A 25650-nucleotide genomic window follows, 5' to 3' on the forward strand; every position below is an offset into this window, starting at 1 on the left:
TGCATTCTTTATCCTCCGACGGCGGTGTGGCGGCGGAGGCCGCGGAGCCAGAGCAGGCGCGCGAGCGCGAGGAGCGCGACAAGCCAGAAGAACTGGAGGCCGAGGCCGCCCAGCGCGGCGGCGGGGTCGTTGATGCGGCCGGTGAAAATCGCGACCGGGAAATACATCTGATAATAATAGGGCAGGAACTGCGAGAGGCGGTAGATGCCGGGAGGGAGCAGGTCGAGCGGGAAAACCTGCCCGGCCAGAAGCGTCTCGATCGCGTAGGAGAGGATGATGAAGGACTGGATTTCGAGAAACCAGAACGTGAGCATGCCGAAGCAGAAAGCGATGGAGAACTGGATGAGCGCGGACATGGCGGCGGCGGGCAGGCCGAGCCAGAGACGCCACGCCTCGCCGGGGTAGGCGAGTTGATCGTGGATGAGCGGGAGCGCGACGAGCAGCGGCACGAACGCGAGCAGGCCGGACACGAGCCGGGCCGCGCCGAAAATGCTGAGGCGGTAGATGAAGTAGTTGACCGGCTTGAGCAGGAACTGGTTGATGAGGCCGTTGCGGATTTCCTCGCTGATCTGGTAGTCCTCGTTGAAGGCGCTGATGAAAAATTGCAGCACCATCATGGTGACGAAATAGGTGAGCGTCTGGTCGAGCGCGAAGCCGCCGATCTCGGTCTTGCCCGCGTAGGCCGCGCCCCAGAGCAGGAAAACGACGATGAGATGGAAAAACGAAAACGTGGCGCGCAGCGTGAAGTGCCAGCGATAAACGATGTTGCCCTGCAAGCCGACGAGGAAGACGTGGCGGTATTTGTTCAGGGCGGCGCGCATGATTTTGTGAGTGACGGCGGGCGTCCGTGGAAGCGGACGCGGCGTGATTCGATTCAAGTCGAATTATGTCGTTTCGGCGGACGCGGGCGGCGGGACGGCGGGCGGCTCGATTGCCGCGGGCGGTCTGGCGGGGGCCGCTCCGCCGATTTCGAAGCGGGCGCTGATTTCCCTGGCGAGATTTTTGTAGGCGGAGGCGCCGGGAGAGAGCGGGTCGTAGGCGAAGATGGTTTTGCCGAAACTGGGCGCCTCGCTCAGGCGCACGGTGCGCGGGATGACAGTGTTGAAAATCTTGTCGGGCAGATGCTGGCGAACCTCGTCCACGACCTGGCGCGAGAGATTGGTGCGGATGTCATACATCGTCATCACGATGCCGCCGACGGAGAGGGCGGCGTTGACGCCGGCTTCCTTGATGCGCTCCACGTTGCGCAGGATCTGGCCGAGCCCTTCGAGCGCCATGTATTCGCACTGGAGGGCGATGAGCAGGTGGTCGGCGGCGGCGAGGCTGTTCATCGAGAGCATGCCCATCGAGGGCGGGCAGTCGATGATGATGACGCGGAAGCGCCCGGAGGCCTTGACGGGCTCAAGGACGGCACGGAGGCGGGCAAGGTAGTTTTCGGTTTGGGCGAGCTCGATCTCGGCGGCGGCGAGGTCCTCCTCGCTGGGGATGAGAGAGAGGTTTTTCACGTCGGTCGCGACAATCATGTCGAGCGCCGCGCCTTCGCCGTGGAGCGGACCGTAGAGGCTGCGGCCCTCCTCCTTTTCGATGCCGAGCGCGCTGGTGGCGTTGGCCTGCGGATCGAGATCGACGAGCAGCACCGGGATTTTTTTATCCGCCAAGGCGGCGGCGAGATTGACGGCGGTGGTGGTCTTGCCGACGCCGCCTTTTTGATTGGCGATGGTGAAAACGAGGCTGCCCATGGTGGGGGAAAGGAAAGAGGAAGTAACAAGTAACAGGTGGCAAGTAACAAGAGGAAAATCCCAAACCATGAAATCCCAGATTTCAAAAATGGGTGCCGGCGGCGGCCGCGCTCAATTCAACGTTGGATCGTCGGGTTCGTTGGCGAGGAGCTTCCACTCGGGGGCGAGCGAGCCGAGGAGGTTGCTCCAGAGCCGCTGGTCCGGCGTGCCGAAGGTGTCCGGGCGCAGGGCGCTGATCACCCAGGTCTGGCGCTTCAGTTCCTCTTCCAACTGGCCCGCGGACCAGCCCGAATAGCCCATGAATCCCCGCAGGTGGACGGAATCGGTGTCCAGCAGGTGCAGCGCCTTGTCCGGGTCGATGCCGAACATGAGCTGGAAGCCGGAGCCGTCGGGATGAAAACGCCAGCCGCAGAGCATCAGGCGAGCGGTCTCGACCGGGCCGCCTTGGTAAAGGGGCACGTCCGCGAGTTTCGTGAGCGCGAAGGCGGGGTCGAGCTGGCCGAGATTTTTGCCGAGCGGGCGGTTGAGCACGACGCCCATCGCGCCGTTCTCGTCATGCGCGGAGAGGAGCACGACCGAGCGGCGAAAATTGCCATCCGACATCGCGGGATGCGCCAGCAGAAGCGAGCCGGCGAGGGCGGAGTGTTCGGATGATGAGAAATCGCGCATGGCGGGTGGCGGTGGTGGTGTGGCGGCGTGATGGCGTGAACGTGGCCCACTGGATCGGATGGGACGGGGCCGAGGGCAGGTTTCGAGGCTGAAGGCCGACGGTCTGCCATGCCCGCGCTCCCGGGAGAGGCGGCTAGAGCTGGAGGATTTTCACGCCGGCCTCGTCAAGGAGCGGGCGGACGAGCGGGTCGTTGTTGTAATCGTTGCGATAACGGATTTCCGCGAGGCCGGCGGCGGCGAGGATTTTGGCGCAGTTGATGCACGGGTAATGGGTCACGTAGGCGATGCAGCCTTCGACGGAGCTGCCGCGGCGGGCGGCGTCGGCGATGCTGTTTTGCTCGGCATGCACGGTCGCCTGCTCGTGGCCGTCGCGCACGCGCGAGATGTGCGGGGAGCCGGGCAGGTAGCCGTTGTAGCCGGCGGCGACGATGCGGTTTTTGCGCGCGCCGCCGCTCACGATCACGCAGCCGACGTGCAGGCGTTCGCAGGGCGAGCGGGTGGAGAGGAGCAGCGCCGTGGCCATGAAGTAGTCGTCCCACGAGGGGCGTTCGTCCGCGGCGGCGACGAGGTCGGCCACGTTGTCGATGAGGGATTTTATGTCGGCGCTCATAAAAGGGCTGAAGGGTTGAAATCGTTCTCTTTGCTTGAATCTGAAAAGGCAAAAGAGAACGAGAACGATTGGAAGGGCGCTCAGAATTGTTCGGCGATGGCGACGGCTTTGAAGAGGGCGGAGGCTTTGTTGATGGTTTCCTGGTATTCGCTGGCGGGCACGCTGTCGGCGACGATGCCGGCGCCGGCCTGGATGTGCACGAGGCCGTCCTTGATGAGCGCGGTGCGGAGCATGATGCAGGAGTCGAGGTTGCCGTCGTAACCGAAGTAGCCGAGCGCGCCGGCATAGAAGCCGCGGCGGGCGGGTTCGTTTTGCGCGATGATTTGCATGGCGCGGATCTTGGGCGCGCCGCTCACGGTGCCGGCGGGGAAGGTGGCGCGCATGAGGTCGTAGGCGGTTTTCCCGGCGCGGATGCGGCCCTCGACCTGCGAGACGATGTGCATGACGTGCGAGTAGCGTTCGATGACCATCATCTCGGGGACGTGCACGGTGCCGTAATCGCAGACGCGGCCGATGTCGTTGCGGGCGAGGTCCACGAGCATGAGATGCTCGGCGCGTTCCTTTTCGTCGGCGAGGAGGTCTTTTTCGAGGGCGAGGTCGTCGGCATGGGTGGCGCCGCGCTTGCGCGTGCCGGCGATGGGGCGGATTTCGACGAGGCCGTCGGTGAGGCGCACGTGCACCTCGGGCGAGGCGCCGACGATGGCCGCGTCGCCGGTGTCGAGGATGAACATGTAGGGCGAGGGGTTGACGGTGCGAAGCGCGCGGTAGAGGTCGAGCGGGGTTTTGGTGAACGGGGCGGTGAAGCGTTGCGAGGGGACGATCTGGATGATGTCGCCGGCGCGGATGTATTCCTTCACGTCGTTGACCATGCGCTCGAAGTCGGGGCGGGTGAAGTTGCCCGGCGGGACGGTGACCGGGCCGGGCTCGACCAGCGGCGCGGGGGAAAGCGTGCTGGGCTGGCGGAGGAGGTCGTGGAGATGGCGCAGTTCGGCGACCGCGGCGTCGTAGGCGGCCGAGGCGTCGCCGTCGCGGACATGGGCGTTGACGCAGAGGCGGAGGGTTTGTTTCGCGCGGTCAAAGGTGACGAGCGAATCGGTGAGCATGAAGTAGAGCAGGGGCGTGCCGAGTTCGTCGGCGGCGAACGGCGTGGCGGCGGGGACGGTGGGCTCGATGCGGGTGATGTATTCGTAGCCGACGAAGCCGACCGCGCCGCCGATGAAGCGCGGCAGGCCGGGGAGCGCGACGGGGTGATGGTGGCGCATCTCGTCTTCGATGAGCGCGAGGGGATCGGCGGGCGTGGGGATGGTCTGGCGGCGCGCGTTGGCGGGGGTGATGGAACCGGAGGCGTCGGGGGTGCGGATTTCGGTGAGGTCGGGTCCGCAGACGAAGACTTTGCGCGGGCGGCAGCCGATGAAGGTGTAGCGCGAGAGGTTTTCGCCGCCTTCGACGGATTCGAGCAGGTAGGAGGGGCCGGTGCCCTTAAGCTTGGCGTAGGCGGAGACGGGCGTCTCGAAGTCGGCCATGAGGTCGGTGTAAACCGGGATGACGTTGCCCTGCCCGGCGAGGCGGATGAAGGTGTCGAGGTCGGGAGTGAGTTGCATTGGAAAAAGGTGCGCGCGGCGATGGCCGGACAGGGAGCAACGCGCTGTCGGGCGGTCTTGTCGAGCCTTTGAGTGGGACGCGTTTGGGGATTTCACGCAACGCCGCGACGGGCGCAACGCTTCGTTCACTCTTCACTCCACCGTCACCGACTTCGCGAGGTTTCTGGGCTTGTCCACGTCGCAGCCGCGTTCGACGGCGATGTAATAGCTGAGGAGTTGCACGGGGATGGTCGCGACCACGGGGAGGACGGCCTCGTGGCAGTCGGGCAGATAAATGATCTCGTCCGCCACGCCGGGGGGAAGTTCGCAGCCTTCGGTCGTGATGACGATGGTTTTCCCGTGGCGCGCCTTGATCTCCTGGATCGAGGAGACGAGTTTGTTGAAGATTTCCCCCCGGGGGGCGAAGAAGACGGCCGGGCATTCCGGGCTCACGAGCGCGATGGGGCCGTGCTTCATCTCGGCGGCGGGGTAGCCTTCGGCGTGAATGTAGGAAATTTCCTTCAGCTTCAGCGCGCCTTCGAGGGCGATGGGAAAGAGCGAGAGGCGGCCGAGGAAGAGCATGTCCTTGTAGTGCGCGTAGCGTTTCGCAATTTCGCGGATGCGCGGGGCTTGCTCGAGGACGCGGCGGACGAGGGCGGGGGCGGACTTGACGGCTTTCACGTATTCGACGCCGTCGTTGAAACTCATGTCGCGCATGCGCGCGATGTAGAGCGCGATGATGGCGCCGAGCAGGAGTTGCGAGGTGAAGGCCTTGGTCGAGGCGACGCCGATCTCGGGGCCGACGTGCTGGTAGATGCCGCCGTCGGATTCGCGGGCGATGCTGGAGCCGACGGTGTTGTTGATCGCGAGCACCTTGAAGCCCTTGCGCTTGGCCTCGCGGAGGGCGCCGAGGGTGTCGATGGTTTCGCCGGACTGGCTCATCACAAAGAAGAGCGTGTCGCGGTCGAGCGGGGTGTTGCGGTAGCGGAACTCGGAGGCGTAGTCCACCTCGACGGGGACGCGGGCGAAGCGTTCGATGAGGTGTTCGGCGACGAGGCAGGCGTGCCACGCGGTGCCGCAGCCGAGGAACACGAGGCGATCGACCTGGCGGAGTTCGGCGGGGGTGAGGTTGAGGCCGCCGAAGAGCGCGGTGCTGCCGTCCTCGGCGAAGCGGCCGCGCATGGCGTTTTCGAGCGCGGCGGGCTGCTCGAAAATCTCCTTTTCCATGAAGTGCCGGTAGTCGCCGAGTTCGGCGTCGGCGATATCCCAGGTGATGCGGTCCACGACCGGCGAGACGTCCTCCTCGTCCTGCGTGATGATGGAAAAGTTGGCCGGGGTGAGGTGAAGCAGTTCGCCGTCCTTCAGGTAAACGACGTTTTGCGTGCGGCTGACGAGCGCGGAGACATCGCTGGCGAGGATGTATTCTTGGTCGCCGACGCCGAGGACGAGCGGCGAGGCCTTGCGGGCGGCGACGATTTCGCCGGGGCAGTCGGTGCAGAGCACGGCGATGCCATAGGTGCCCTCGACGTGCATGAGCGCGCGGCGCACGCTTTCGAGGAAGCGGCTTTTCCCGTCGGTCTCGGGTTCCTTTTCGTAGTGGTAGGCGATGAGGTTGACGAGCGCCTCGGTGTCGGTTTCCGACGCGAAGGCGTAGCCCTTGCCGACGAGGAACCGTTTCATGCCGGCGTAGTTTTCGATCACGCCGTTGTGGATGAGGGCGAATTTGCCGTCGCTGCTGAGGTGCGGGTGGGCGTTGGCGTCGGTCACGCCGCCGTGTGTGGCCCAACGTGTGTGGCCGATGCCGGTGGTGCCGGTGAAGCGGTGCCGGCCAGCCGCCTTGGCCAGCACGTCCACGCGGCCGGCTTTCTTGGCGACATCGATGCGGGAGCCTTGAAGGACGGCGAGTCCGGCGGAATCGTAACCGCGGTATTCAAGTCGCTTGAGGCCTTCGATGAGGATGGAAGCCGCCTTCTGTTTCCCGACGTAACCGACGATGCCGCACATAAAATAAAAAGGTTTCGAAATTTGAGTTGTTTTGGCTGGCGAAACTATTTGGGCGCGCCAACCTTTCGCAAGGCAATAGCCCCCATTCCATCATGCCAGCATATAATGTTATCTCAGTCATCATGGGCGGCGGACGCGGCACGCGTCTGTATCCTCTTACCATGGAACGCTGCAAGCCGGCCGTGCCGCTCGCGGGGAAATACCGGTTGGTGGACATTCCAATCAGCAACTGCCTCAACTCCGGCCTGAACCGGATTTTTCTCCTCACGCAATTCCATACCGCGTCGCTGCACCGGCACATCCAGAACACCTACCGGTTCGACCCGTTTGGCGGCGGCTTCGTGGACATCCTCTCCGCCGAGCAGACGGAAAAGAGCGCCGACTGGTATCAGGGCACGGCGGACGCGGTGCGGCGGAATCTCCAGCATTTCCGCAATTTTCCCCATGACATCGTGCTCATCCTTTCGGGCGACCAGCTCTACCGCATGGATTACGCAAAAATCGTCGAGCAGCATGTCGCCACCGGAGCGGATGTAACCATCGCGGCGATACCGTTCCCGACCTCGAAGGTCGAGGGGCTCGGCCTCATGCGGGTGAACGACGATTTGTCCATCGCGGAGTTTGTCGAGAAGCCGAAGGATCCCGCGGTCATCAACAGCCTTACGCTCAGCCCGACGCTGGAGGCGAGTCTCCGGCACGTGAACAAGGGCGAGAAACACTGCCTCGCGTCGATGGGCATCTATGTTTTCAACCGCAAGACCCTCAACGATTCGCTCGCCAACACGATGACCGATTTCGGCAAGGAGGTCATACCGAGCCTCCTCGCCGGCAAGAAACTCTATTCCTACATCTTCGAGGGCTACTGGGAGGACATCGGGACGGTGAAGGCGTTTTTCGACGCCAACCTCGCGCTCGCGCAGCCGCTGCCGCCCTTCAATTTCTTCGACGAGGAGGACCCGATCTACACGACGGAAAACTACCTGCCCGCCTCGAAGGTCAACAAGTGCTCCCTCGACTACGCCGTGATCGGCGACGGCTCGATCATCGAGGACTCGTTCATCAGGCACAGCGTCATCGGCATCCGCTCCTTCGTGCGCAACGGCTGCCACCTTGAGGACGTGGTGATGATGGGCGCGGATTTTTATGAGACGCCGGACGAGATGGCGGCCAACGAAAAAACCGGACGGCCCAACATCGGCCTCGGCTACAACTGCCGCATCTCGGGCGCGATCATCGACAAAAACGCGCGCATCGGGAACAACGTGAAAATCTCGCTCGGCAACAAGGCCGACGGCACCTACGCGCACGGCGTGATGATCCGCGACGGCGTGGTCGTGGTGCCGAAGGGTTGCACGGTGCCGGGTGACACGGTGATTTGAGCCGTCCGCGAAGACGGGCTGCAAAAAAACGCGCGCGATCAGCGCGCGTTTTTTTTGGGCGATCACGCGGGGAATGGGAGCATGTCGCCTGCCCTGTATTTGGACTTTGCGCACGATGCGTGCAGCCCGGCGGCCATGCATTGCCGTGTCTGGCATGTGCTTTGCTTGAAAATTTTCGTTCCAGGCCTCTCAGGCTTTGCCAATCAAAATTTTATGTTCATGAAGCATTACCTCAAAATTTCAACCCGTGTTCTGGGAATGGCGTGCCTTCTCGGATTATTGGTATTTGCATGTCCTGCCTTCGCGCAGGATGCCGCACCCGATTCTTCTCCAGCCGAGGCGCCAAAGTATGCCAGCATGGAGGCGTTCAGTGCGTCTCATGATTATAACCTATTTACAATTAACAATGTCTGGATGATGGCTTGTGCCGCCGGTGTGTTTTTCATGAATCTCGGCTTCGGTTGTGTCGAATCCGGGCTCACCCGCTCCAAGAACACCGCCAACATCCTGTTCAAAAACACGATCGTGCCGTGCATCGGCATCGTGACGTATGCTCTTTGGGGATTCGGCCTGATGTATCCGGGTGGTGATGGCGGAGGCTGGTTTGGTTTTGCCGGATTCGGGCTCGGTTTTGAAAATGACATCGCCGGCCTCACATCGGTCTATAACGCGGGCTACACCTACTGGACGGACTTCCTTTATCAGGCGATGTTCGCCGCCACCGCCGCCACCATCGTCTCGGGCGCGGTCGCCGAGCGCATCAAGCTGGGCTCCTTCATGGTGTTCACGGCCTTGCTGGTCGGAGTCTCCTATCCCATCACCGGCATGTGGAAATGGGGCAACGGCTGGCTGAACAACCTCTCCACGCCCTTCTATGATTTCGCGGGCTCGACCGTCGTCCATTCCGTGGGCGGTTGGGCGGCGCTGGCGGGCATCATCATCCTTGGGCCGCGCCTCGGAAAGTATGTTGACGGGCGCATCCGGCCCATCCTCGGCCACTCGATGCCGCTGGTGATGATCGGCGTGTTTGTGCTCTGGCTCGGCTGGTTCGGATTCAACGGCGGCTCGGTGCTCTCCGCCGATCCCGGCATGGTCTCGCTCGTGCTCGTGACCACCGCCATTGCCGCCGCCGCGGGCGGGCTCGGCGCGACCTTCACCTCCTGGATCTGGCAAAAGAAGCCCGACGTCACGATGGCGCTCAACGGCATCCTCGCCGGCCTCGTGGCCATCACTGCCGGGGCCGACCAAATGGGGCCGATTTCGTCGATGGTCATCGGTGCCGTCGGCGGCATCATCGTGGTGTTTTCGGTCACCTTCTTCGACAAGCTCAAGCTCGACGACCCGGTGGGCGCGACGTCGGTGCACTTGGTCAACGGCATCTGGGGCACGCTCGCGGTGGGCATCTTCGGCAAGCTCGCCGGCTTCGCGCAGCTTTTCTCGCAGATCGTCGGCATCGTCGCCATCGGGGCGTTCACCTTCGTGTTCAGCCTCGTCGCGTTCAAACTCATCCAGCTCGTCATGGGCCTCCGCGTTTCCGCCGAGGAGGAACAGGTGGGCCTCGACATCGGCGAGCACGGCAACGAAGCCTACCCGGACTTCCAATCCTCGCTCAAATCCTGAGCCACCGGCCAAAAGCCATGCCAACAAACACCGACCCCCGCACAGGGGCCGGTGTTTGTTTTGTCGTTTTATACGAATACGCGCGGCCGGGAATGATACAAGAGACGCGCCAAAAGGCGATGCTTCGGCCTGGTTTGTTTACAATGGGTTATATAAATAAAAAAAGGCGGATTTCGAGGCCGATACAACGGGAATGTTTAATATAATATGTTTAAACACAATGAATTCAGCAGATATTCTTCGTGCTTGCGTCCTCCCGTTTCATGGTCGGCATGGGACCTGCTTTGTATTTTTGTTTCAAGTCGGTAGAAGCCGACTTCATTCAAAAACAAAACACCCACAACACCTATGAAGCATTGGCCCATGTCAGTGACCAGAGTTCTCCGGATCGCCTCCGTCCTGGGACTGTTGGTCTTATTCAATCCGCTCCACGCTCAGGAAGCCGCGGCGCCCGCGCCGTCCATCAATTCCGGCGACACCGCCTGGATGCTCACCAGCACCGCGCTCGTGCTCTTCATGACGCTGCCCGGTCTGGCGTTGTTCTACGGCGGTCTCGTCCGCAAGAAAAACGTGCTCTCCGTCCTCGCGCAATGTCTCGGCATCGCCGGTCTGGCGACATTGCTTTGGTGGGCGGTCGGCTTCAGCCTGTCGTTCAGCGGCGATGGCAAGTTCATCGGCGACTTCGGCGCGACCTTCTTCAAGGGTCTCTACGGCCCGAATGGCGACGACATTTCCTTCTCGAGCCACCTCGCCGGCGTGCCCGAGTCGGTTTTCGCCATGTTCCAGTTGACGTTCGCGATCATCACGCCCGCCCTCATCGTCGGCGCCATCGCCGAGCGCATGAAATACACCGCGGTCCTCGCCTTCATCACTGGCTGGCTGTTCTTGGTTTATTTCCCCTTCGCGCACATGGTCTGGGGCGGCGGCTGGATCGGCGCCGGTATCGGGGCGATTGACTTCGCCGGCGGCCTGGTGGTCCACATGTCCTCCGGTTATTCCGCGCTCGTGCTGGCGATCATCCTCGGCCCGCGCCTCGGTTACGGAAAAGAGAAAATGGCGCCGCACAGCATGGTGCTTTGCATGATCGGCACGGCGATCCTGTGGGTGGGCTGGTATGGCTTCAACGCGGGCAGCGCCGGCGCCGCCAACGGCCTCGCGGGCAGCGCGTTCCTGACCACAACGCTCGCCGCCGCCATCGGTGGCTTCGTCTGGGCGTTCCTTGAATTTCTCATCAAGAAGCAACCCTCCGTGCTGGGCTTCTGCTCCGGCATCGTCGCCGGCTTGGTGGTCATCACGCCTGCCGCCGGTTTCGTCAGCCCGAGCGGCGCGGTCATCTGCGGCATCGCCGCCGGTGTGATTCCGTTCTTCGCCGTCGTTTATCTCAAAAAGTGGCTCGGTTACGACGATGCCCTTGACACCTTCGGCGTCCACGCCATCGGCGGCACGGTGGGCACCCTTTTGACCGGCCTGCTCGCCGTCAAGGGAATCAACGGACAGGAGGGCGGCATGGAGCTGTTCTTCAAGCAACTCGCCAGCGTCGGCATCGTGCTGGTCTGGAGCGTGGTCGCCACGATCATCATCGCCTACGTGGTCAAGGTGCTGATCGGTCTCCGCCCGACCGCCGAGGTCGAGCGCCAAGGACTCGACATCAACGAGCACGGCGAGGAGGGTTATGCGGATTGACGCACCGGCGTTTTCCGCGACAGTAATCACAAACACATTCACACCCGCAACGAGCAAAACACATGAAACTTATCATATCCATCATCAAGCCATTCAAACTTGAGGAGGTGAAAGCCGCGCTTGCCGACATCGGCATCGAGGGCATGACCGTGACCGAGGTGAAAGGCTTCGGACGGCAGAAAGGGCACACGGAGATCTACCGTGGGAGCGAATACACCGTGGACTTTTTGCCCAAGGTGAAGATCGAAGTGGTGGTCGTGGACGACCTCGCCGCGAAAGCGGTGGAGACGATCACGAAGTCGGCAAAGACGGGCAAGATAGGCGACGGAAAGATCTTCGTGCTGCCGGTCGAGGATGTGATCCGCATCCGCACCGACGAGCGCGGTGACGCGGCGGTCTGATCCGCGGATTTCCCCGCGTTTCCAGCCCGGCCAAAAGCCATGCAAACAAACACCGGCCCCCGAAAAGGGGGCCGGTGTTTGTCGTTATGACCTCGGACAGCCGGGGCGCCCGGGACAGGCCGCTTTCATCCCGGGACATGATGCACCCATCACTTTGTGTAAAATTGGCATTAAATATGCTAGATATCTGTCCAATAAGTCGCCAAGTTCCGGGTCGTTCCCAAAACATACCGACCAAACCCTCGAACGAACCCAACGCATGAAACTCATCATCGCCGTCATCAAGCCCTTCAAGCTGGAGGAAGTAAAAAGCGCCCTTGCCGAAATCGGCATCGAGGGCATGACCGTGTCCGAAGTCAAGGGCTTCGGGCGTCAGAAGGGCCATACGGAGATTTATCGCGGGAGCGAGTATTCGGTCGATTTCCTGCCCAAGATGAAGCTGGAAATCGTGGCTCCCGCCGACATAGCCCCGAAAGTGGTCGATACGATTGCGAAAGCCGCCCGCACCGGAAAGATCGGCGACGGGAAAATCTTCGTGCTCCCGGTTGACCACGCCGTCCGCATCCGCACCGAGGAGCAGGGATCGGCGGCGATCTGAAGGAACTGATTTCGCGGAGGCTTCATTCTCAGGGGAGAGTCTGGCAGAGGCCTCGGCTCTTCGTCCCGCAACGCATGCATTATTCCCCGCGTTACCGGCCGTCTGCGCGGACGAAATAGTGTGAATGCTTGGGTTGAATGAGGCTTTTTGGTTAAAAATTTGTTTGAATGAAGCGGACGGGTAGGGCGTGATATGCGGAACTCTTTGCTTCATGAAGCGATTCCGTTTTGCGCGTGTCCTCGGCGTGTTCTTTTTGTGCTGGCTGTTCTCTCCCGGCGCATCCGCCGCGAAGGACTGGCAGGTGGTCACCAGCGAACATTTCGAGATGCTCAGTTGCACCTCGGAGCGGCATTCGAAAAAGCTCCTCGTGGAATTGGAGCAGTTCCGCGAAATGTTTTTCAGGCTGTTTGCGCGCAGCCAGGGCAGCGAGCCGCGCATGCGCATCGTGCTGTTCGACTACGACAGCCAGTTCCGTCCCTACAAGCCGCTGCTGCCGAATGGAAAACCCGACGAGAAGGTCGGCGGACGCGTGTTCCGCCACGAATCGGGCGCCTTGCTGGTGGCGGCCAACGAGGATCTGGACTGGGCGCGGCAGTCGTTGTTTTGGGAATACGAACTGGCGCTGGTTTACTCGCGCGAACGCGCGATACCGGTATGGCTGGGTGTCGGGCTGGCCGAGGTGTATTCGACTTTTGAGGCCGACAAGGATTCCGTCACGGTGGGCATGGCCAGCGAGAAAAACGTGCGGAAGCTGGCCGAGCGCTGGCCGCGCATCGAGCTTGGCGATTTGTTCGGCGTGACGAAGCAAAGCAAATTCTACACCGACCCGGACCAGCGCGGCATGCTCTACGCGAGGGCATGGCTCTTTGCGCACCACCAGACTTGCGGCGTGGACGGCGACCACGGGCGGAAACTGACGGCGTTTTATGAATTGCTCTCGCGGGACACGACGCCGATCTCGGAGGCGTTCAAGACAATCTATGGCATGGATTACAAAGCCATGGAGCGGGAGCTGGACGATTATTTGCGGGGCGGACGCTATCGCAGCATCATCCTGAAAATCCCGTCCGATGCCATCAGCGCGAAAATCAAGGCGCGGCCGGCGACCGATTTCGAGCGCGAGTTCGCGTTGCTCGACCTCGACTGGCGCGCGCACGAACGCGGCAACGTGCTTGCCCGGGCGATCGTGCTGTCGGAGGGGCGCCCGGATCGTCCCGAGCCCTGGCAGTTGCAGGCGGAGCTGGCGATGCGCGAACAGAACGCCACGCAGGCGCAGCAATGCCTGGAGCGCGCGGCGGAGCTTGGCAGCAATTCCTCGTTTGTGCTGGTGCGGGCGGCCAAGGAAATCATGCGCCAGATCCGTCCGACGCTGGATTACCGGATGCCGGACGAGTTATGCCAGAAACTCCGCGGCTGGCTGGACCGCGCGCTCGCGCTCGATCCCGGCAATGCCGAGGCATACGAGACCCTGTCCATGGTCGAGGCGCACAGCGGGAAAATACGCGGCCCGGTGGTGAAGGAAATCGACGCGGCGCGCAGGGACATGAGCGACCCGTCCCGCACGCTCGCCGCCCTGGCCATCGTGCGCTGGCGCATCAAGGATTACGAGAACAGCGAGCGCATCGCCGACCATCTGATTTCGCAACCCAAGACATCCCCGGCCTTGAAATCGATGATGCAGTCGCTCAAGCGCCGCATCGCGAAGGACACGGGCCGCGAGGTGGAGCCCGAGGCCAATCGACGCAGGAGGACTCCGCCCGCCGGCATAAAGCCCGCCCCGGTCCGCCCGCAGATCAAACCGCCGTCGTTGCCGGAAACGCGATGAGGCCGCGCGTCCTGCTTTTTCTGTGCAGGACCGGGCAACAGGGCCGACTCAAAGTGCGCCGACGCGAAGACGACAAGACGCCTGGATGACGCGTGAGCGACTGGGAGCGCCGGCTTCCAGCCGGCGCGAAAAGGCCAAATCCCAGAGGGAAGCCGGAGATTTCATGAATAGGTTGCCACGTGACGGCGGCAACCTACCGATGAAACAAAAAAAGACCGCCTTCACCATCAAGCCGTTCAGGAATCGCAACGGCGTGATTTCATTCCGCGTCGCCGGCTGGCTGCTCGGCGAGCGCGTTCGTAAAAACTTCAAGACCCGCGAGGACGCCATCGCCGAGCGCGCTGCGCTCGAACTGCGCGTGCTCCAGTCGCAATCCAACCTTCGTGGCGCGAGCACGTTTCTGACCGAGGCTCAATTGCGCGAGGCCGAGGCCGCGTTTCTCCGGCTGGAGAAAGCGCGGCGACCGCTCACGTTTTATCTGGACTATGCGCTGGCCAATTACCGCGAGCCCGAGGCCGCGCTAAAAATCGGCGATGCCATCGAGAGCTACCTGAAGGCGCGCAAGGAGGACGTGCAACAGGCGTTGATGGGCGAACGCCAGTTGCGAAACATCCGGCTGGAGCTGACGGAGTTCCAGCGGCATTTCTCAACGCAGACGCTTGCGGAGGTGGGCGCGGAGGCGTTGCCCGCTTGTATCCGGCGCGGTAATGGGTCGCTGAAAACGCAGAACAACCGGCGCGCCGTGCTGTTCACGTTTTTCAAATATGCCTGCCAGAAAGGCTGGCTGGTGAAAAACCCGTTGGAAGGCACCACCCGCCACCGCATCGACCACAGCCGGGGCGGGGCCGAAGCGCTCACGGCGGAGAGCGCCGCGCAACTCATGGCGCATGTCGAGAGTGTCCACGGCGGGGCGTTCGTGCCGTTTTTCGTGCTATGCCTGTTCGCCGGCATCCGCCCCGACGGGGAAATCACCAAGCTGCCCGCCGCCGACGTGCGGCTGGAGAACAACGCCATCACCATCGAGCCGTGGGTATCCAAGGTCAACATGCGCCGGCTGGTGACCATCCAGCCGAACCTCGCGGCGTGGTTGTGCGCGTATCCGCTGGACGAATACCCCGTCATTCCGCCCAAGGAAAAAATGAAGAGCATCGCAAAAAAACTCACGTGCATCCGCCAAAAGTTCGGCGTCGGGCACGATGTGTTGCGGCACACGTTTATTTCGATGCACGTGGCGAAATTCCGTTCGATGGGCGACGCGGCGTTGCAGGCGGGCAACTCGGAAAGCATCATCCGCCGCCATTACCTGAACGTGACCACACCGCAGGAGGCGGAGGCGTTTTTCAATATCCGCCCCAGGCTGAGGCGGCACGCCGTGCCGCAGCCATTGCCAGCGACGCAGCAGGCAAGCGCGCCCGCGCCTGTTCCTGCACCCACACCCGACCAGGATCAACTCGCCGCATAAAGCCACTGGGCGAATGCGGTTTCCCTGCCGCATCCGCCCGTCTTTTTCGTTTCCGCGACCGCACCTGCGGGTGAACCAACCCACACATTCACGAGAAAAAATCCGCGTGCCATGTGAGCCTTCGCATGAATGCAATAAACACCACCACTCCCGACACTCCCTCATCCCGCCTCGCTCCCGTGACACCATCCCAAGCCACCCAGCCGCGTCCCGCGCTCACGGACATCAATGGCCTGCGCCTCGGCGGGATTTTCCCGACCGGGCGCGAACCGTCCGTGCGCACGCTGCGCGAATGGACGCGCGCCCGCCGCGTCCCACATCACCGCGTCGGGCACTTTGTTTACTACGACCTCGCCGAGGTCTCCATGCACATCCGCACAAGATTGCTCGTGCCCGCTCGCGGATAACACAACGCACAATACAGCCGGAATCCAATGCCCTATGCGTCACACATGTGGCGTTTTTGCATTTATACTTCGGAAGAAGCCATACGAGAAAAATTCGAGCAAATCCACAGCGAATGTATCCCTTTTGAATTTAATAAACGAAAGCAAGATGCGGAGCTAGGAAACCGCACCTATAAATATAAATAACATAACAAGCCTACGGAATATATCGCACCAACGAAGGAACGGGCGGATATATTTTCATCAACCATATTGGCCGGCAGATCAAGCTTTGGCAGGTTCACGGACGTTTTTTTTGGAAAGCAAACGCCCGTAGAACGCCCGCAGGTTGCGTGACAGGTGGCTTTGATCGGCAAAACCTGCCAGATGGGCGATTTCCGACATGCGCAGGCCGCCACGTTGCAATAGCCCCAAGGCGCAGTGGACGCGTTGTATGAGAATGTATCGACGCGGCTGATAGCCGGTGGATGCCTTGAATTTTCTCCCGAAATAGCTTCTGCTGATGCCCGCGACACGGGCCAGCTCCCGCACCTCAATGCGTTCCGAGATATGCTCGTTTATCCAATCTTGGACACGTTTCAGTTGCGCGTTCTGGAGCCCCTCGGATTCTTGCAGCCGCGCTTTCGCGCGCGAGCGTATCCGAATGAGTTGCGCCCCTAAAAAAATACCGGCCACCCGTATGTGCAGCGGATGCAGGCGGTCGTGCTGGCAGCAAAGCTCGGCCATGAGCAGCACGAGGCTCATGGTCAGCAAATCGCAGGCAAGAAGCTCGCTCCAATGATGAATGACGACATCATTCCAGCTTCGGTTTGGCGATATTTGTGCCACGAAAGCCTCGCTGATATACAGACACACAAGCGAGGCGGGGGCATCCCAGCGGAGGGAATGGGGTAGATCCTTTTCAATAAAACACACCTGCTGGCCCGACAGCCGCTGTTTTCCTCGCGAGCCATCGGCCATACGCCATGCGATTTCCGCCTCGGAACAGGTATCCAGCATCAGGATGAATTGATGGCGGTCATGGACATGCTCTTCCCAATAGTGCGCGGGATGCATGGCATAGCCGATGTCAACGGATTCATCATTGATGCGGACAAGATGATCGTGAACCTTGTTGGATTGTGAATGTAGATGGTGCTTTTCATGAGGTTGATTGAGCATTCGTTATTGTTCTATAATAATGAGGCGAATTACGCTATTAATGAACATGCGGAGGATTTTTTGCGCTCCACTGTGTGCATTCTGATTGCTCCTTTGCTTTCAACCTTCGCCATGAACGGTTTCTATCATTGCGAGTATGTTTTTGATGGGGGTGCCGGCTTGTATATTGTGACAGGAGGCGCAGATGTAGCCTTGCCTGCCCGCGCCGAGCGTGCGCAGGCAATTTTGCACCTCGGTGCGCACATCGACGGGCGTGCCGCGCGGCAGCGCGAACTGGTTGTCCACGCCGCCGTGAAAAATCACGCGGTCGCCAAACTCTTTTTTTAATTCCGCCATGTCCATGCCGGGACAGACGTGCTGGATGGGGTTGAGCACGTCCACACCGCAATCAAGAATGGAACGCAGTAGCGGGCGGGCCGCGCCGTCGGTGTGATAGAACACTTTCAGGCCATGCGTGTGGGTGAGATCGCACCAACGTTTCATGCGCGGGCATAGGTGGCGCTCCCACGCGGAGGGCGAAAGGAGAAGCGATTGTTGCGTGGCGATATCGTCGCTCACGAAGACGAGGTCGAGGCAACCTTTCGTGTCAGAGAAAAAGCGTCGCATCATTTTCGTTTGAATCTCCTCGATGCGATCAAGCGCCGCATCGACGAAGTCCTCGTTTTCCACGAGGTCGCACATGGCCTGCTCAAGGCCGCGCATCTGGCAGTAGATTTCAAAAAACGACACCCACGGGCCGATGACGGCGAAGCGCCGCGCAGCGGCGCGTGCCTTGTCGGCGGCGGCGGCGTAGTCGAGTTTTTCAATGTCGGGCCACCACGGGTAATCGTCGAGCGCGGCGGGCGTATCGAAGGCGGCCAGCGGCGCCTCGGCGAACTCGGCGTAGGTGGCGGCACCGGCGCGGACGGTCTTAATGGGCACGCCCCAGAGGTTGCGTTCGGCGGCTTCGTTCGGACCGGGACCGAGAAAGACCCACACGATTTTATCGAGGCCGAGCGCGGCGTAGGCGTCGAGGTCGTTGTCCACGCCGCAATGGCGGCGCAGCAGCGTGGCGATTTCGTCGGTATGCCAGAGGTCGACCGGGATGCGGTCGACCGACTGGCGGTTCAGGATGGCGAGGATGCGTTCTCTCGGGGTCATGGCGGAGGATGGCGGTGACGGGCGGTGACGCTGGTGGCTGGTTTGTGTTGGGGTCAGTTGGCGGGCGGCGTGAACCAGACGGAGTAGGCGGAGCGCTGGTCCCACGTGTTGCCGGCGGAGGCGAAGTCGCACACAGGGATTTCACGTCCGTCGGCGGCGCGCAACGTGAAAGCCATCCAGATGGCGGTGTCGCCGCTCGGGCGCGGGGCGAGCGCGATGGCGTCCGGCGAAACTTCCGCACGGGCGTCGCCGGCGCCGGCGGTGCCTAGGCGCGCGTCGGTGGCGAGGACAATCGGGCCGCGCGCGATGCCGAATTTTTTGCCCGCACCGTTCACGCGGAGCGCGCGCGGCGGCAGGGGGAACTCCCACGTCACGCGGTCGCCCGCCCGCCAGCGGCGGTGGATTTTCAGGTAGCCGCCGGGCGCGCCGGTGAAGGTTTTGCCGCCGACGGTGGCGACGACGGGCGCGGCCCAACTCGGGACGCGGATTGAGACGGTGAACTCCTCCGGCCTTTCCGGCGTGACACGCAGTGCGACCGCGCCGTCCACCGGATAATTGGTTTCCTGCTCGATACTGACAGCGGTGCCGCCGGCGAGCGTGACGCGGTGGGCGCCGCCGCAGAAAAAGTTGACGACGGGGCCGTCCCCGCCAGCCATGACGGCGAGCGCGGGGAACATCAGCATCACGCGCGGACCGTTGGCGACGCAGCAGTTTTGCGCGATGCCGACCTGATGGCGCTCCTCGGGGTCGCGGACGCCCTCAAGCGGATTGTGCCGCGCATACCAGCTTCCGTCAGCGGCCATCGAACCGAGGAAGGCGTTATAAAAAGCCAGCTCAATATCATCGGCGTAACGCGGATCGCCGGTGACGCGGAGCAGTTGCGCGCACAGTTTTATCCAAAGCATCGCGGTGCAGGATTCGAGCGGGCGCTCCAGCGTCTCGGCCTGGCGTCCCGCGCCGTCGCACCAGCACTCCATCGCGGAACCGGAGCCGACGAGCATCATTTCATGCTTCGCCAGCAGCGCGTGAAACGCGACCGTGGCGTCGAACCAACGCTTATTGCCGGTGGCACGGTAAAGTTCGCACACGCCCTCGTAGCACGACATGATTTCATACGCCTTCCAGCCATTTTCCCAAACCCACCACTCGGCGGGTGGTGTCGGAAAAAACGCCGTGACGCTGCCGTTCGTCAGCGCCTTGTTGATCAAATCCGGTCCATCGGCTTGCGCCCAGCCCCCGACAATGGAGAGTGCAAAATCCATGAAACGCTGTTCGCCGGAGAGGCGTGCGAGTTTCACCAGTGGTTCCAAAACCGACGACGCCGGCATCCCCCTATATAATCCGAGACGGTGCAGCGATTGTCCTGTTTTTTCAACGGACGCGATGAGGTTGTCGGCGAGACGTTTCGCCGCGCCGAGCGTCGCGTCGTCGCCACTCGCCTCATAATAACCGAGCAGGCCAAGCAGGGTGTATTTGCGGCCCCACACGTCCCAATTCGCCTCCACGGACGCGTCGGGCTGCGTGCCGATGTAGCCGTTTTCTGATTGTGTCGCCATGAGGCCGACCACGGCCTTTTTCACCAGCGCCTCCGCCTCGGGCACGCCGGAATAAACCCATGCGTCAACGAGCGAGGTGAACCATTTCCCCCAGAACTCGCAGCGCCAAGTTTCGCGCGTGTCGGTTTTCAGGCGGAAGGGCTGCAAAAGCTCGTCCACGTTCTGCTTGAGAATGCGGTTTTGTATTGTCAGGTCGAGCCGGTGGCCCGCGAAGCCGCGCAGATCAACGCCCGCCAGTGGCGTCGGCAAAAACGCGTCGGGCGCGACGGTAGTGGCGGTTTGGATGGAGGGAGATTTGTAATAAGGGTTCATTTGTAATTCGGATTTTTTTAACCGTGAATGAATGCAAAAAAGTATTCGGCTTTTGGGACACAGAGTTCACCGAGCTCAAACACGGAGGGTCGTCCGGCTGCATGAAGGATTTTTTGCGAAGAGGGCTTTTTATTAAAAGATGATTTGCATGGAACCGAACGGAAACCTGCGGGCCTCCTCGAACTTCGTGTCGGAGCTCCGTGAACTCTGTGTCTGTTTCATTGGTTCGTTTTAATCGAAAACGATTTTATAGCGATAGGCGTTTTTCAGGCAGGTAAAGGAAACCATGTCGCCCCCGGCCTTGGATTCTGCGAGGAGTTGATACTCGGCCTTGTCCGGATCCTCCGCAAAGACGCGGTAACCAGCGTGCGTGCGTTTCCACGAAAGCGACACGGCCAGCGCATCGGCCATGATGGGGGGCTCGCCGCCGTCGCCGTAGTCACTGCCGATGTGAAAATCCTTCATCTTCGCCGGCTTTTCGCCGGAGTTGCCGGCGTTCACTCCGAAGAGCACATAAACGGTGCGGGCCGAGGCCAGCTCCTTCGCGTCGCCGGAAACGATGGCGGCGGACAAATGCTCGTTGCCGACCGCAAACGCGAGCGTCCCGCCGAGCGCGGCGTTGTCCCCTTGTATAAAACCCGAGCGCACGACCAAGCGAGGCGTGTCCACGGAGAGCACGCCGTTGGCAAAATCGCGGCGGATTTCGCCGGTATCGCTGGCGATGACGCCGTTTTCAACGGCGGGAATTTTGATATTGTTTTTCGCGAGTGCGCGCCGGAGCGAGTCATGCGCGGCGGTGAAGTTGGAATTGTCATCCACCGGTAGGTAGGAGATTCGCCAAGGCTTTATGTCAAGACGCGGCGCCGATGGACCGCCATCGGCGTTGTATAAAAATCCGCCCGGCCCCGGTGTGAACTCGCGCTCGACTCGGCTGGTGAACGCGAGCAGTTGCGCCGTGTCGGTCTTGTCGTAGGCGCGCGCGATGGAGATGACCTTTTTGTAGGTCTCCTCGGACGAGGCGAGCAACTGGCGGCTGTAAAAACTGTCCGTCTCCAGTCCGTCCATTTGCTCCTTTGTATAACGCCGCTCTCGCGTCTCGCGCTTCACCGCCTCGTCGCGGGTGCTGGTGATTCGCAGGCGGTTTTCCGCCGGGCGGACCATGCCCTGCCGGAAGGAAAGCGCGAGCGCGGGGACGAGCGGCCAGATTGCCGGGTCCTTCACAAGGTTGGAATGATACCGGAGTTTTTCGTTGGGCGTTTCCCACGAACCCTGCGCGGGCTTCCCGTTTTTCATGAACTTGGGCCATTCGTCGTGGTAGGAAAATAGCACGAGAGCGTCGAGATCCTGCAAGGCGCCGTAGGCCATCAGCTCGGGCAGCCCCTCGCTCCGGTATTTGTTGGGATGCGAATAGCTGAATTCGTTGACGATGGCGGGCATCCCGGCGTTGCGCACTCGCCCGAGCTGCGGCGGTAGCGTCCAAAAATGGTTCAGCGGCGTCTTCAGCGACGACTTGTCGCTGTGCGTCCAGTAAAAATGCGAGCAGGTGTAGTCCATCGTCCGCGCCAGCGTGTAGAAATCCGCCGGCGAGAGCGGGCAGTTGTGCCCGGTGAGCGGAATCCGCGCGCCGAGCGTGCCGAGAAAGGTTTTCATGCTTCTATAATAACGCAGCATCAGCGCGACGGAAAACTCCTTCATCGCCTCGCTGTCATAAACCGACGGGAAGGTGATGTTGCCGGGCGCGAGCGGTTTCGCGGGGTCGGCAAGGAGCGCCTTATAGTCGGCGGCGGAAATGGCATTCTTTTCCACCCAGGCGATGAACAGTTTTTCCAGCTCGGCCTTCGACTCGCCCGCGCATTTTTGCAGGGTGTCGCCCCAGAAGGGCGAGTTTTCGTTCAACAATTCCGCGAACGCGATGCCCGACTCGTCCTTGTAGGCACGCTTCGTGTGCGGATTCACGTGGTTGAACACCAGCGAGGCATAGTATTTTTGCGCCTCGATGGCCTTCGAATAAAAGAAGAAATCGTTGGGCTTGAAACGCCCGCCGTCGGGAACGATGCCGGGCGGCGAGATTTGATACAAATCATACAAGTCGAGGTCTATGTAAATGCCGCGCCGGTTGAGGGCGTGGATGAAATAATCCAGCGCCGCGAAATACCCGTTCGCCCGCGCCTTGTCCTTGGCCAGCAGGTAATTCATAAAAAAGTGGAAGCGCACCAAGTTGACGCCATGGCGGGCGAGGTAGCCAGCGATTTCGTCGGCCTCCGCGCGGTTAGGAAAACAGAGCGTGCCGACGATGGCGATGCCGACGAATTTCACGCGGCCTTTGTCGTTGGCAAAATGCCCGTCCGGAGTGGCGCGGATGAAGCCGTGCGCGCCGGCGGGCGCGTTGTTCAGAAACGAGATGTCCATTCCGTTCGCTCTGGACGATTTCACGGGAATATTAACGGGCACGCGCCCCGAATCGGGGGCAGCTCCAAGGAGCGCGGCGGGAGCAAGCGCGAACGCGAGCAAGGCTGTTATGGATGTGATTTGGCGGAGGCGTTTCATGGTCATGGGTTAATTATTACTGAGGAATTGGGTGAAAAGGTTGTCCGCATACGCGTCGGCAACGCCGTCCTCGTCGAGACGGCTGAACACATCAACGCACGACACGACAAGCGCGCCACTGCCGATTTTTTTATACGTAAGCGACATGCCGAACGAACTGCTCCCGACGCTATATTTGTGCAGCGCGGAGAGCACGATGGTATCCGCTTGCATGGGATATGCGACGGTTTTTGAAATGACGCCCGCGTTGGCATTGAAGTAATCCCAAAAGCGCTGGTCATTGATGCCTTGCAGGAAGGGACTTTGCCCGGCGACGATTTCGTTAAAAGTCACCCCGTGCGTCACCCCCTGCACGGGGGCCAGCGAAAGCCCTTCGACAAGCGGCGCGTCCGACTTTAGTGTTTGCTGCTCCAGAATGAGCAGCTTTCCGCCACCGGCAAGCCATGCGTTCAATTCCCCGCCGCGCAACGCAAGCGTGTCGTCGGCGGTCGCGAATGTGTTTTCCGAGACAACCACGTGCGAGTATTTCGGCGCATCTTGCAAAGAGCGTATCACGTCGCATAAAATACCAAGCGACGCGAGCCAACGCTCCGACGCCTTTGCCACCGCCCCTTCTTCCTTCAAATACGCGACCGCGCGCGGCCGGGTTGCAAGCACGGGCACCTTCCGCGCTGGGCAAAGCACCGCGTCGTAGGTGTTCGTGACCGAGCGGGACACGCCGGATTGCGCATATTCATAAACTATAAAAATCCGCGCCGCGGCAAACGCATCAACGCCGGGCGCCTCAAACGAAAACTCGCGCGCGACCGGCGAAAACGGCGCGATTGCCATGTTCCTCGCCTGATAAAGCGTTTTCGATTCCGTGCCGGACTCCATTTTGACGCTGATGCTGGAAATCGTCGCGTCAAAGGATGAGTGATTGACGATTTCCAGCGTGCGCTTGTAGGTTTTGCCCGACGAAAAGTGCATGTCGTGCTCCTTGATGCGCGCATAAACCGGAGTATAAGCCTGCGAGGTCCACTCGGTCGCGCGCGCATCCAGCAGCCCCTGCCACGGGGCGAACCCCGCGACCGAATCAATGCCGTCGAAGCGCAGTATTTCCGAGATGCGCTTGAGGTTTGTTTTGAACCCATGCGCCACGCCCTTTTCCTTGTCGGCAAGATTTTTGAATCCGATTGCGGCGGGAAAGCTGCCGCCGATGCCCCAGCCCCTTTTGGCGAACGCGTTTAACTCCTCCACATACACGCTTGGATTTGAAACAATCGCGGGATATTTCTCCGCTTTCTTATAGCCGCCCCACGAAAATCCGATGCTCTCCCAGAACACCATCGGCAAATCCTTGACACCGAGCACCGCCTCCGCCTTGTCGCGCATTTGCGCGATCACCTCGGGCATGGTCGCCCAGTCGCCGGCAACGCCGGTGTAGGGGTGGAAGTCGAGGAAGTCCACCTTCAGCCATTCGTCACCGCTGTCGGCCACCGCGTTGGAGAATTTGTCCTTGCGCGACACCACCCCCATGATTCCGCTCGCGGAGACGGGGCGGTTCATGCGGTCGAGCGCCTTTATTTTCGCATACGGCGAGAAGAGCGCCTTCTGCACGGGCACCTCGTTGCCCAGCGCATACATCACCACCGAGGCGCGATTATAATTCATCTTGAACCACTCCTCCACCTCGCGCTCGTTTTGCGCGTAGAACTCGTCGTGCGCCTTGCGGGTGAACGCGTTCGCCCATTCGTCGTATATCAAAACACCCACCTCGTCGGCCATGCGGTAGAACACTTCCGGCATGGGCGCGTGCGGCGTGCGAAACGTATTGTAACCCTTTGCCTTTTGACTGGCAAGCGAGCGGACAAGCGCCGGTAGTTGCCGCCGGCTGCCCTCCGGGTTTTTGAAATACCCCGCAGAATACATGTTGCCTCCGAAGAGATACACCCGCCGTCCGTTCAGGTAAAAGTTGCGCCCATTCGCCTCGAAACGTCTAAAGCCAAACGTGTCCTGATAGATGTCCGCGTTTCCGTCAATGCGCACGCGGAGCGTGTAGAGTTGCGGGTTGTCCATGTCCCACAGCGTCACGTCGTCATACGCAAGCGTCACGACGGCGGTCCCATCCGGAGCCAGTCTCACCCTCCGCGTCATCGTGGCGACCTCCCTGCCAGTCTTGTTGTCCGTGAGCGTGAAAGCCAGCGTCGCGTCGCGCTCGCGGTCGGCGTAAAAGGTGAGATCCAGCGTCACGGATTTTTTGTCGATGTCCGTCGAGATGAGACACTCCGCGATGGAATCCCGCGAGGTTTCGATCAGGCAAACGTCCTGCCAGATGCCGCCGCGCAATTCCTGCATTCCCCACAGGGGGCCATAGACATGCTTCAACGGGGTTTCAGGGTTCCAGTTCACCGGGCCTGGCTCGATGTCGTTAATCACTTTCACCACAACCGTGTTCTCATCGTTTTTCAACGCGCGCGTGACATCGAGGCAAAACGGCGTATAGGCCCCCTTGTGAGAGCCGACATTCACGCCGTTGACATGCACCTCGCCGTAATACGCCACCGCACCGAAGCGCATAAGATAGCGCCTGTCGTTTTTCTTGGTGACGGTGAACACGCGTTTCACGTGGAGCGCGAGGAAACGCTTATCCTTTGTGAAATCGGCGGTTACTTTTTCCTTCGACATGTGCGCCCACAAATCCTCGGGAACGTTATACGTGCCCGTAAACGCCGCCGCGTCATTGGCGGCGAGCGCATTCGAATAAGCGTCGGCTTCATTGGCAAAAAGCCGTATCGCCGTGCGCTGCCATTGCCCGTTCAGGTATTGCACTGACGAATATTTTTTATACGAATTGATAACCAGCACATTCGCATCGGCATGCGCATGCGCGCGCGCCGTAAAAAGCGTGAGTATGGCGAGGAGGTATCGTAGTCGTCCCATGAAAAGGTTCTGAAAAAGATTTGGGACTAATTTGG

19 protein-coding genes are annotated in these 25650 nt (G+C 61.0%); 8 read left to right on the plus strand and 11 right to left on the minus strand.

Annotated elements, in window-relative coordinates; translation table 11 throughout:
* Positions 1-8 precede the first annotated feature (8 nt).
* From OH491_RS22085 to glmS, 6 genes are all read right to left on the minus strand, one after another.
* Positions 9-821 carry an ABC transporter permease gene (locus tag OH491_RS22085; protein ID WP_068769786.1) on the minus strand — a complete coding sequence of 271 codons (813 nt, stop codon included), beginning with the start codon at positions 819-821 and terminating at the stop codon, positions 9-11.
* A gap of 63 nt (positions 822-884) precedes the next feature.
* Complete coding sequence (locus OH491_RS22090) at positions 885-1739, minus strand: ParA family protein (RefSeq protein WP_068769018.1); 855 nt, start codon at positions 1737-1739, stop codon at positions 885-887.
* A gap of 111 nt (positions 1740-1850) precedes the next feature.
* Positions 1851-2408 carry a YqgE/AlgH family protein gene (locus OH491_RS22095; RefSeq protein ID WP_068769017.1) on the minus strand — a complete coding sequence of 186 codons (558 nt, stop codon included), beginning with the start codon at positions 2406-2408 and terminating at the stop codon, positions 1851-1853.
* Between the two features lie 133 nt (positions 2409-2541).
* Entirely contained in the window at positions 2542-3018 is a 477-nt protein-coding gene (locus tag OH491_RS22100; RefSeq protein WP_068769016.1) for a deoxycytidylate deaminase, read from the minus strand.
* Between the two features lie 80 nt (positions 3019-3098).
* Entirely contained in the window at positions 3099-4619 is a 1521-nt protein-coding gene (trpE, locus tag OH491_RS22105) for an anthranilate synthase component I (RefSeq protein WP_068769015.1), read from the minus strand.
* Between the two features lie 132 nt (positions 4620-4751).
* Positions 4752-6602: a glutamine--fructose-6-phosphate transaminase (isomerizing) gene (gene glmS / locus OH491_RS22110; RefSeq protein ID WP_068769014.1), complete on the minus strand. Its 1851-nt coding sequence runs from the start codon at positions 6600-6602 to the stop codon at positions 4752-4754.
* 92 nt (positions 6603-6694) lie between these two features.
* Between glmS and OH491_RS22115 the strand changes: the two genes are divergently transcribed.
* The 8 genes from OH491_RS22115 to OH491_RS22150 all read left to right on the plus strand — a co-directional run bounded on the left by OH491_RS22115 (position 6695) and on the right by OH491_RS22150 (position 15977).
* On the plus strand, positions 6695-7981 hold the full coding sequence (locus tag OH491_RS22115; protein WP_068769785.1) for a glucose-1-phosphate adenylyltransferase: 1287 nt from the start codon (positions 6695-6697) through the stop codon (positions 7979-7981).
* Between the two features lie 357 nt (positions 7982-8338).
* Entirely contained in the window at positions 8339-9601 is a 1263-nt protein-coding gene (locus tag OH491_RS22120; RefSeq protein WP_068769013.1) for an ammonium transporter, read from the plus strand.
* 363 nt (positions 9602-9964) lie between these two features.
* Entirely contained in the window at positions 9965-11284 is a 1320-nt protein-coding gene (locus OH491_RS22125; RefSeq protein ID WP_068769784.1) for an ammonium transporter, read from the plus strand.
* Between the two features lie 62 nt (positions 11285-11346).
* Complete coding sequence (locus OH491_RS22130) at positions 11347-11685, plus strand: P-II family nitrogen regulator (RefSeq protein WP_068769012.1); 339 nt, start codon at positions 11347-11349, stop codon at positions 11683-11685.
* Between the two features lie 259 nt (positions 11686-11944).
* Positions 11945-12283 carry a P-II family nitrogen regulator gene (locus OH491_RS22135; RefSeq protein ID WP_068769011.1) on the plus strand — a complete coding sequence of 113 codons (339 nt, stop codon included), beginning with the start codon at positions 11945-11947 and terminating at the stop codon, positions 12281-12283.
* A gap of 211 nt (positions 12284-12494) precedes the next feature.
* A complete protein-coding gene (locus OH491_RS22140) occupies positions 12495-14108 on the plus strand; it encodes a tetratricopeptide repeat protein (RefSeq protein ID WP_068769010.1) in 1614 nt (537 codons plus the stop codon).
* Positions 14109-14271: 163 nt separating this feature from the next.
* Positions 14272-15570 (plus strand): site-specific integrase, encoded by a 1299-nt coding sequence (locus OH491_RS22145; RefSeq protein WP_145928587.1) that lies wholly within the window; start codon positions 14272-14274, stop codon positions 15568-15570.
* Between the two features lie 125 nt (positions 15571-15695).
* Positions 15696-15977, plus strand: a complete 282-nt coding sequence (locus OH491_RS22150; protein WP_068769008.1) for a DNA-binding protein — start codon at positions 15696-15698, stop codon at positions 15975-15977.
* Between the two features lie 264 nt (positions 15978-16241).
* Here OH491_RS22150 and OH491_RS22155 read toward each other — a convergent pair whose 3' ends face one another.
* The 5 genes from OH491_RS22155 to OH491_RS22175 form a co-directional block, all read right to left on the minus strand.
* Positions 16242-17138, minus strand: a complete 897-nt coding sequence (locus OH491_RS22155; RefSeq protein WP_068769007.1) for a helix-turn-helix domain-containing protein — start codon at positions 17136-17138, stop codon at positions 16242-16244.
* Positions 17139-17237: 99 nt separating this feature from the next.
* Positions 17238-18278 (minus strand): uroporphyrinogen decarboxylase family protein, encoded by a 1041-nt coding sequence (locus OH491_RS22160; RefSeq protein ID WP_068769006.1) that lies wholly within the window; start codon positions 18276-18278, stop codon positions 17238-17240.
* A 53-nt stretch (positions 18279-18331) separates the two neighbouring features.
* Positions 18332-20146 carry a beta-L-arabinofuranosidase domain-containing protein gene (locus tag OH491_RS22165; RefSeq protein ID WP_342750710.1) on the minus strand — a complete coding sequence of 605 codons (1815 nt, stop codon included), beginning with the start codon at positions 20144-20146 and terminating at the stop codon, positions 18332-18334.
* A gap of 231 nt (positions 20147-20377) precedes the next feature.
* A complete protein-coding gene (locus OH491_RS22170; protein ID WP_342750711.1) occupies positions 20378-22579 on the minus strand; it encodes a hypothetical protein in 2202 nt (733 codons plus the stop codon).
* Between the two features lie 123 nt (positions 22580-22702).
* Positions 22703-25615: a glycoside hydrolase family 2 protein gene (locus OH491_RS22175; RefSeq protein WP_068769004.1), complete on the minus strand. Its 2913-nt coding sequence runs from the start codon at positions 25613-25615 to the stop codon at positions 22703-22705.
* Positions 25616-25650: the final 35 nt, after the last annotated feature.

The organism is Termitidicoccus mucosus (assembly GCF_038725785.1).
Classification (GTDB): domain Bacteria; phylum Verrucomicrobiota; class Verrucomicrobiia; order Opitutales; family Opitutaceae; genus Termitidicoccus; species Termitidicoccus mucosus.